The organism is Streptomyces ureilyticus (genome assembly GCF_011045025.1).
Classification (GTDB): Bacteria; Actinomycetota; Actinomycetes; order Streptomycetales; family Streptomycetaceae; genus Streptomyces; species Streptomyces ureilyticus.
On sequence record NZ_JAAKZX010000337.1, the window covers coordinates 1 to 7,052 of the forward strand.

A 7,052-nucleotide genomic window follows, 5' to 3' on the forward strand; every position below is an offset into this window, starting at 1 on the left:
ACCCTCGCCGACTGCGAGCAAGTAGCCGAGATCCGCATACGCGGCTGGCAACACTCCTACAAGGGCCTGATCCCCCAGGCCTACCTCGACGACCTCGACGTCGGGGTGCCCTTGGCCACCACGGCCTCCCCCGTGTCCGAGACCGAGGCAGGAGCCTGCGTGGCCCCGACCGCTGTCGGCTCGATGTCGGCGGGTTCGATCTCTGCGGGGTCGATGTTCGTGGCCGTGACGTCGCCGCCGGTCCCGCCCGGTGGCTCCGGCGCGAGCCGCATCAGGCTCAGCGCCCCCGCCGCCAGTGCCAGGCCTCCGACGGCCATCAGCATCCGCCGGGGCCGCGGCTTGCGATGGCGACCCCGAGGGCGCTCCGTTCTGCACGGATCCGCCTCGTGCCCCGTTGTCCGTACGTCCGCCACCACGTCCCGCATGTGCTCTCCCCCAAGTGAACGCGCCCCCGGCGCGCTGTCGCGGTGCGCAGGTTATGCGCGTCGCGAGGCGGGCCGACGGGGTTCGGCCGCGCATCACCCGAAAGGGTTCGGCGTGTACGGGTTTTTGCCCCAGCCCCGCCCCTTCCCGAAACAACCTTCCCCCAGAGCGACCCCGCTGAGATGATCAGAGCCACGCAAGTTAACCCGCGTTAACCAAGGAGGACGCCATGGCCGAGCAGAGCCCGGAGCAGCGCTACGGCGAGTTCGTGGCCGTACGACGCCACGCCGACGCCCACGTCGCAGAGCTCGCGCTCGACCGCCCCAAGGCCATGAACGCCGTATCGACCGAGATGGCCCGCTCCCTCGCCGCCGCCTGCGAGGCACTGGCCGGCGACCGCGACGTACGCGTGGTCGTGGTGACCTCGACCCACGAGCGAGCCTTCTGCGTCGGCGCCGACCTGAAGGAGCGGAATTCGCTCACGGACGCCGAGCTGGTGCGGCAGCGACCGGTGGCACGGGCCGCGTACACCGGCGTACTGGAGCTGCCGATGCCCACCATCGCGGCCGTGCACGGCTACGCGCTGGGCGGCGGCTTCGAACTCGCGCTGGCCTGCGACCTGATCGTGGCCGACCGTACGGCCGTGGTGGGCCTGCCCGAGGTGTCCGTCGGCGTGATCCCGGGCGGCGGCGGTACGCAGCTGCTGCCGCGCCGGGTCGGCGCGGCCCGCGCGGCCGAGCTGGTCTTCTCGGCGCGACGCGTAGAGGCCGCCGAGGCGCGCGAGCTGGGGCTCGTGGACGACCTCGTCGAGGCAGGCCGCGACCGCGAGGAGGCGCTCGCGCTGGGCGCGCGGATCGCCGCGAACTCCCCCGTCGGCCTGCGCGCCGCCAAACGCGCCCTCCGTCTCGGACATGGCCTGGACCTGCGTACGGGCCTGGAGGTCGAGGACGCGGCATGGCGTTCGGTCGCCTTCTCGGGTGACCGGGCGGAGGGAGTCGCGGCGTTCAACGAGAAGCGCGCGCCGGACTGGCCGGGGGAGTAGTGGGGGCGCCCCCGAAGCGCCCCCGAACCCCTGTGCCGCCCCCGGAGCGCCGGAAACCCCTGTTCGGCACCCCGGCATCCCAAATCACCGCAAACATCCTTAACCTGGAGTAATGGGCGGTGACGATATGCGGCTGAGGGCCGTGGTGGCGCTGGCGCAGGGTATGGCCGCCGCGCACACCCCGCGGGAGTCGTGGCATGCCGCCGCGGTGGGCGCCTGCCACGCGCTGGCCGGGAGTTTCGCCGCGCTCTCCGTGTGGGAGCGGGAGCTCGGTCGGCTGCGGGTGCTGGTGAACGTGGGGGAGCGGGCGGTGGACGAGGAGGAGTACCCCGACGCCGAGGCCTACCCGGTGCATCAGTTCCCCGAGATCACGGAGTTCCTGCACGAGCGGTGGGCGGCCGGCGGCGGGCCCAACGCCTGGGTGGAGACGGCCGAGGGGCCGGCCGGGGGCCGCGCCGGGTACTGCCACCAGAGGGTCGCCGCGCTGCGCAGGCGCGGGCGCGGCTGCTGTGTCGTCGCGCCGATCGTGCTGCACGGCAGGGCCTGGGGCGAGCTGTATGTGGCCCGCCGGGCGGGAGCCCCCGTCTTCGCGCGCGCCGACGCCGACTTCGCGACCGTCCTCGCCTCGGTCGCCGCCGCCGGCATCGCCCAGACCGAACGCCTGGAGGAGGTCCGCCGGCTCGCCTTCACAGACGCGCTGACCGGCCTCGCGAACCGCCGCGCCGTGGACGTACGCCTCGACGAGGCCCTCGAGCGGCATCGCGCCGACGGTGCGGTCGTCAGCCTCGTGGTCTGCGACATCAACGGCCTGAAGCGCGTCAACGACACCCGGGGCCATGCCGCGGGCGACCGGCTCCTGGAGCGGTTCGGCTCGGTCCTCTCGCTGTGCGGCGCGATGCTCCCCGGCACGCTCGCCGCCCGCCTCGGCGGTGACGAGTTCTGCCTGCTCGCGGTGGGCCCGGCCGCCGACGAGGTTGTACGTGTCGCCGATGAACTGTGCCGCCGGGCCGCCGAGTTGGAGCTCGGCGAGGGCGTCGCGTGCGGTGTCGCCTCCACCGGGGACCCCATCGGCACCGTTCACTCGGCCCGCCGCCTCTTCCGTCTCGCGGACGCCGCCCAGTACCGGGCCAAGGCCGCCCGCTCCGCCAAGCCCGTGGTCGCGGGCCGCGAGGGCGGCGCCGAAGACCCGGTCGTCCGGCTCGCCGACCGTCCGCCGCCCGAGCTGCCGGGGGACCGGCGCCGGTTCAGGGGCCGTACGCCCTGACCCCGCCCGGCTCCCGCTCCGGTTGCCTATGGCGACGGCGACGGATAGAGCCACAGCCGCAGCAGGCGGCTGAGGTGCGGCATCAGTACGTACGTCAACGTGGGCAGCAGCACCGCCGGGAAGACCACCGCACGCAGCGGCAGCGGCCAGTCGGTCGTGTGGGGTACCAGCAGCCACTGGACCAGCAGGACGAGCGGATAGGCCGCGAGGAACGTGGTCAGCACCATCTTCCATCGGGGCGGGGACCGCACCGTCGTGCCGGGCAGACTGAACCAGGTCTCCATCCCCGTGGTCGACTGCCGCTCGCCGCTGATCTCGGTGGCGATGCCCTCGATCCGCGCGTGCCAGTCCGCCCGCTCCCGGGACGTCAGCCACTGCGACAGCCGCTCCGGGTCGGCGAAGTGCACCACCGCGTGGAAGCGGTACCCGTCCTCGGGGCGCAGCCAGGCGACCCCTTGGTTTCCGGGGAACCGCGACGCGCTGCGGGTGATGCCATGGGTCCACTGCTCGAACTCGGCTTCCCTGCCGGGGCGTACCTTCCAGGTGAAGACGGCCGTGACCGGTTCGGTGCACTGAGTGCTGTGATTCGTGCGGAGGGCGCTGTGGTTCATACGGACCCGCGTGCCACGGACCACGCGCCTCATGCCCCGCGCAGGGCACCGCAAGGCTCCCGCAGGGCCTGTAAGGACCCCGGCCCGGTAGCGGTCGTGACAATTGGCGATTCAGTCTCTAGGCTCCTGAATATGGATATGCATACTGTGGTGGTGGGGACGACCGGTGTCACCGCGGCCGACGTGCTCGCCGTGGCGCGCGGCGGGGCCCGCGTCGAACTTTCCGAGGACGCCGTGGCGGCGCTCGCCGCCGCCCGCGAGATCGTGGACGCGCTGGCGGCCAAGCCGGAACCCGTGTACGGGGTGTCCACCGGGTTCGGCGCACTGGCGACCCGGCACATCAGCCAGGAGCTGCGCACCCAGCTCCAGCGCAACATCGTGCGCTCGCACGCCGCCGGCATGGGGCCGCGCGTCGAGCGGGAAGTCGTACGCGCCCTGATGTTCCTGCGGCTCAAGACCCTCTGCTCGGGACGGACCGGCGTACGCCCGGCCGTCGCGCAGACCATGGCCGACATCCTGAACGCGGGCATCACCCCGGTCGTGCACGAGTACGGCTCCCTCGGCTGCTCCGGCGACCTCGCGCCGCTCTCCCACTGTGCCCTGACGCTGATGGGCGAGGGGGATGCGGAGGGTCCCGACGGAGTCGTACGCCCGGCAGGTGCGCTCCTCGCCGAGCACGGCATCGAACCCGTCGAGCTGCGCGAGAAGGAAGGCCTCGCCCTCCTCAACGGCACCGACGGCATGCTCGGCATGCTGATCATGGCCCTGGCCGACCTCGACACCCTCTACAAGTCCGCCGACATCACCGCGGCCCTCTCCCTCGAGGCCCTGCTCGGCACCGACAAGGTCCTCGCCCCCGAACTGCACGACATCCGCCCGCACCCCGGCCAGGGCGCCAGCGCCGCCAACATGCTCGCCGTGCTGAAGGGTTCGGGCCTCACCGGTCACCACCAGGGCGACGCCCCGCGCGTCCAGGACGCCTACTCCGTGCGCTGCGCCCCCCAGGTCGCCGGCGCAGGCCGCGACACCATGGCCCACGCCCGCCTGGTCGCCGACCGCGAGCTCGCCTCCGCCGTCGACAACCCCGTCGTCCTGCCCGACGGCCGCGTGGAGTCGAACGGCAACTTCCACGGCGCCCCCGTCGCGTACGTACTGGACTTCCTGGCGATCGCCGCCGCCGACCTCGGCTCGATCGCCGAGCGCCGCACCGACCGCCTCCTCGACAAGAACCGCTCGCACGGGCTGCCGCCCTTCCTCGCGGACGACGCGGGTGTGGACAGCGGGCTGATGATCGCCCAGTACACGCAGGCCGCCCTGGTCGGCGAGATGAAGCGGCTCGCCGTCCCGGCCTCGGCCGACTCGATCCCGTCCTCCGCGATGCAGGAGGACCATGTGTCGATGGGCTGGTCGGCCGCCCGCAAGCTCCGTACGGCCGTCGACAGCCTCGCTCGGATCGTCGCCATCGAGCTGTACGCCGCAACCCGCGCCATCGAACTCCGCGAGGGCCTCACCCCCGCCCCCGCATCCCGTGCGGTCATCGACGCGGTCCGTGCGGCGGGCGTCCAGGGGCCGGGCCCGGACCGTTTCCTCGCACCGGACCTGGAGGCCGCCGACGCCTTCGTACGCGGGGGTCGTCTGGTCGCGGCGGTCGAGCCCGTGACGGGCCCGCTGGCGTAGGGGCTCCGGGGCTCCTTCGGAATGTGTGAGCGGGGGCACGCCGGCAGACCGTGCCTCCGCCAGGATCTGTGCTAGGGTTCATAACGAAACGTTTTTGGTACCCATTAACTTTGTGCGCCTGAAAGGAATCCTCTCTCAGGCGCGTTTTGTTTTCCCGGTCATTTCCGGATGGGGCCCACCTATCAGGAGAAATGACACATGGCAACTGGCACCGTGAAGTGGTTCAACTCGGAAAAGGGCTTCGGCTTCATCGAGCAGGAGGGTGGCGGCCCGGACGTGTTCGCCCACTACTCCAACATCGCCACCTCGGGCTTCCGTGAGCTGCAGGAGGGCCAGAAGGTCACCTTCGACGTCACGCAGGGCCAGAAGGGCCCGCAGGCGGAGAACATCGTCCCCGCCTAATTTTCAGGGACACGCTCAAAGCGAGCCGGGGTCCGCACCTTCGGGTGCGGGCCCCGGCTCGTGCCGTCCGCGCGTCCAGCCGGTCTTTGCCCGCAGCTCTCAGGCCCCGAGGAAGGAATTTCCCATCAGCATGACTCGATCCGAACGCCCTGAACGACCTGCCGGTAAACGGCCGGCGAATTCCCGAGGTGCTCGCGGTTCCCGCGGCGCTCGCGGCGGGGCCCCCGCTGCCGCGAACGGCGGCGCCAGGAACGTACGCAAGAAGCCGTCGTCGCCCGCCACCCCGCCGCAGGAGTTCACGCTGCCGGTGACCGTCACGCCCGCGCTGCCCTCCGTCGAGTCCTTCGACGCGCTGGACATGCCGCCCGCGCTGACGAAGACGCTGGCGGCCCAGGGCGTGACCGAGCCTTTCCCGATTCAGGGTGCGACGCTGCCCAACTCCCTTGCCGGGCGCGACATTCTGGGCCGCGGCCGGACCGGTTCCGGCAAGACCCTCGCCTTCGGTCTCGCGCTGCTCGCCCGCACCGCCGGCCGCCGCGCCGAGCCCAAGGCGCCGCTCGCCCTGGTCCTGGTGCCCACGCGCGAGCTCGCGCAACAGGTCACCGACGCACTCACGCCGTACGCCACGGCCGTCAACCTGCGGCTCACCACCGTGGTCGGCGGAATGTCCATCGGCCGGCAGGCAGGTTCGCTGCGGCGCGGCGCCGAGGTCCTCGTGGCCACGCCCGGGCGGCTCAAGGACCTCATAGACCGCGGCGACTGCACCCTCGCCCGGGTCGGGATCACCGTCCTCGACGAGGCCGACCAGATGGCCGACATGGGCTTCATGCCGCAGGTCACGGCGCTGCTGAAGCAGGTCGAGCCGGACGGGCAGCGGATGCTGTTCTCGGCGACGCTGGACAAGAACATCGACAAGCTCGTGCGGATGTTCCTCTCGGACCCGGTGGTGCACTCCGTCGACCCCTCGGCCGGCGCGGTGACGACGATGGAGCACCATGTGCTGCACGTCCTCGACGAGACCGACAAGAAGGCTGTCGCCTTGCGCATCGCGGCCCGCGACGGCCGCGTGATCCTCTTCGTGGACACCAAGCGCGGCGCCGACCGCTTCGCCAAGCGGCTGCTGGCCAACGGCGTACGGGCCTCCGCGCTGCACGGCGGTCGCTCGCAGCCCCAGCGCAACCGCACCCTCGACCAGTTCAAGAACGGTCAGGTCACCGCGCTGGTCGCCACGAACGTCGCGGCCCGCGGTATCCATGTCGACGACCTCGACCTCGTCGTGAACGTCGATCCGCCGACCGACCACAAGGACTACCTGCACCGCGGCGGCCGTACCGCCCGCGCGGGCGAGTCCGGCAGCGTGGTCACGCTCGTCCTGCCGGAGCAGAAGCGCGAGATGACCCGGCTGATGTCGGACGCGGGGATCAGCCCGCGGACGGTACGGGTCAAGTCCGGCGACGCGGAGCTGTCGCGGATCACCGGCGCCAGGGAGCCGTCCGGCGTGCCTGTGGTCGTCGAGGTGCCGCAGCCCGCCGCCCAGCCGCAGGCGAAGTCCCGGCCCCGCCGGGGTGGTGGAGCGCGGCGAGGCGGGCCGCGTCCGCGCAGCCGCAGCTAGCCGCCTAGTACGCCCCCGAAG

7 protein-coding genes are annotated in these 7,052 nt (G+C 72.1%); 5 read left to right on the forward strand and 2 right to left on the reverse strand.

Annotation, left to right across the window (positions count from 1 at the left end; all coding sequences use genetic code 11):
• Window positions 1-80: 80 nt before the first annotated feature.
• On the reverse strand, window positions 81-425 hold the full coding sequence (locus G6048_RS45830) for a hypothetical protein (RefSeq protein WP_165345545.1): 345 nt from the start codon (window positions 423-425) through the stop codon (window positions 81-83).
• Between the two features lie 227 nt (window positions 426-652).
• On the opposite strand from G6048_RS45830, the gene G6048_RS45835 reads away from it, so the two are divergent.
• Together G6048_RS45835 and G6048_RS45840 are read left to right on the forward strand one after the other, a co-directional pair.
• The gene (locus G6048_RS45835) at window positions 653-1,465 is read left to right on the forward strand and encodes an enoyl-CoA hydratase/isomerase family protein (protein WP_165345546.1); all 813 of its coding nucleotides are present in this window, start codon (window positions 653-655) and stop codon (window positions 1,463-1,465) included.
• 112 nt (window positions 1,466-1,577) lie between these two features.
• Entirely contained in the window at window positions 1,578-2,729 is a 1,152-nt protein-coding gene (locus G6048_RS45840; RefSeq protein ID WP_165345547.1) for a GGDEF domain-containing protein, read from the forward strand.
• A 26-nt stretch (window positions 2,730-2,755) separates the two neighbouring features.
• Here G6048_RS45840 and G6048_RS45845 read toward each other — a convergent pair whose 3' ends face one another.
• Window positions 2,756-3,340, reverse strand: a complete 585-nt coding sequence (locus G6048_RS45845; protein ID WP_165345548.1) for an antibiotic biosynthesis monooxygenase — start codon at window positions 3,338-3,340, stop codon at window positions 2,756-2,758.
• A gap of 138 nt (window positions 3,341-3,478) precedes the next feature.
• Between G6048_RS45845 and hutH the strand changes: the two genes are divergently transcribed.
• From hutH to G6048_RS45860, 3 genes are all read left to right on the forward strand, one after another.
• A complete protein-coding gene (gene hutH / locus G6048_RS45850) occupies window positions 3,479-5,017 on the forward strand; it encodes a histidine ammonia-lyase (RefSeq protein ID WP_165345550.1) in 1,539 nt (512 codons plus the stop codon).
• A gap of 198 nt (window positions 5,018-5,215) precedes the next feature.
• Window positions 5,216-5,419 carry a cold-shock protein gene (locus tag G6048_RS45855; protein ID WP_003991681.1) on the forward strand — a complete coding sequence of 68 codons (204 nt, stop codon included), beginning with the start codon at window positions 5,216-5,218 and terminating at the stop codon, window positions 5,417-5,419.
• A gap of 130 nt (window positions 5,420-5,549) precedes the next feature.
• Complete coding sequence (locus G6048_RS45860) at window positions 5,550-7,031, forward strand: DEAD/DEAH box helicase (protein WP_165345549.1); 1,482 nt, start codon at window positions 5,550-5,552, stop codon at window positions 7,029-7,031.
• Window positions 7,032-7,052: the final 21 nt, after the last annotated feature.

What these genes read in the sequence shown, in the direction of transcription:
- G6048_RS45830 (WP_165345545.1), bottom strand. Translation starts at nt 425, where the DNA reads ATGCGGGACGTGGTGGCGGACGTACGGACAACGGGGCACGAGGCGGAT.
- G6048_RS45835 (WP_165345546.1), top strand. Translation starts at nt 653, where the DNA reads ATGGCCGAGCAGAGCCCGGAGCAGCGCTACGGCGAGTTCGTGGCCGTA.
- G6048_RS45840 (WP_165345547.1), top strand. Translation starts at nt 1,578, where the DNA reads ATGGGCGGTGACGATATGCGGCTGAGGGCCGTGGTGGCGCTGGCGCAG.
- G6048_RS45845 (WP_165345548.1), bottom strand. Translation starts at nt 3,340, where the DNA reads ATGAACCACAGCGCCCTCCGCACGAATCACAGCACTCAGTGCACCGAA.
- hutH (WP_165345550.1), top strand. Translation starts at nt 3,479, where the DNA reads ATGCATACTGTGGTGGTGGGGACGACCGGTGTCACCGCGGCCGACGTG.
- G6048_RS45855 (WP_003991681.1), top strand. Translation starts at nt 5,216, where the DNA reads ATGGCAACTGGCACCGTGAAGTGGTTCAACTCGGAAAAGGGCTTCGGC.
- G6048_RS45860 (WP_165345549.1), top strand. Translation starts at nt 5,550, where the DNA reads ATGACTCGATCCGAACGCCCTGAACGACCTGCCGGTAAACGGCCGGCG.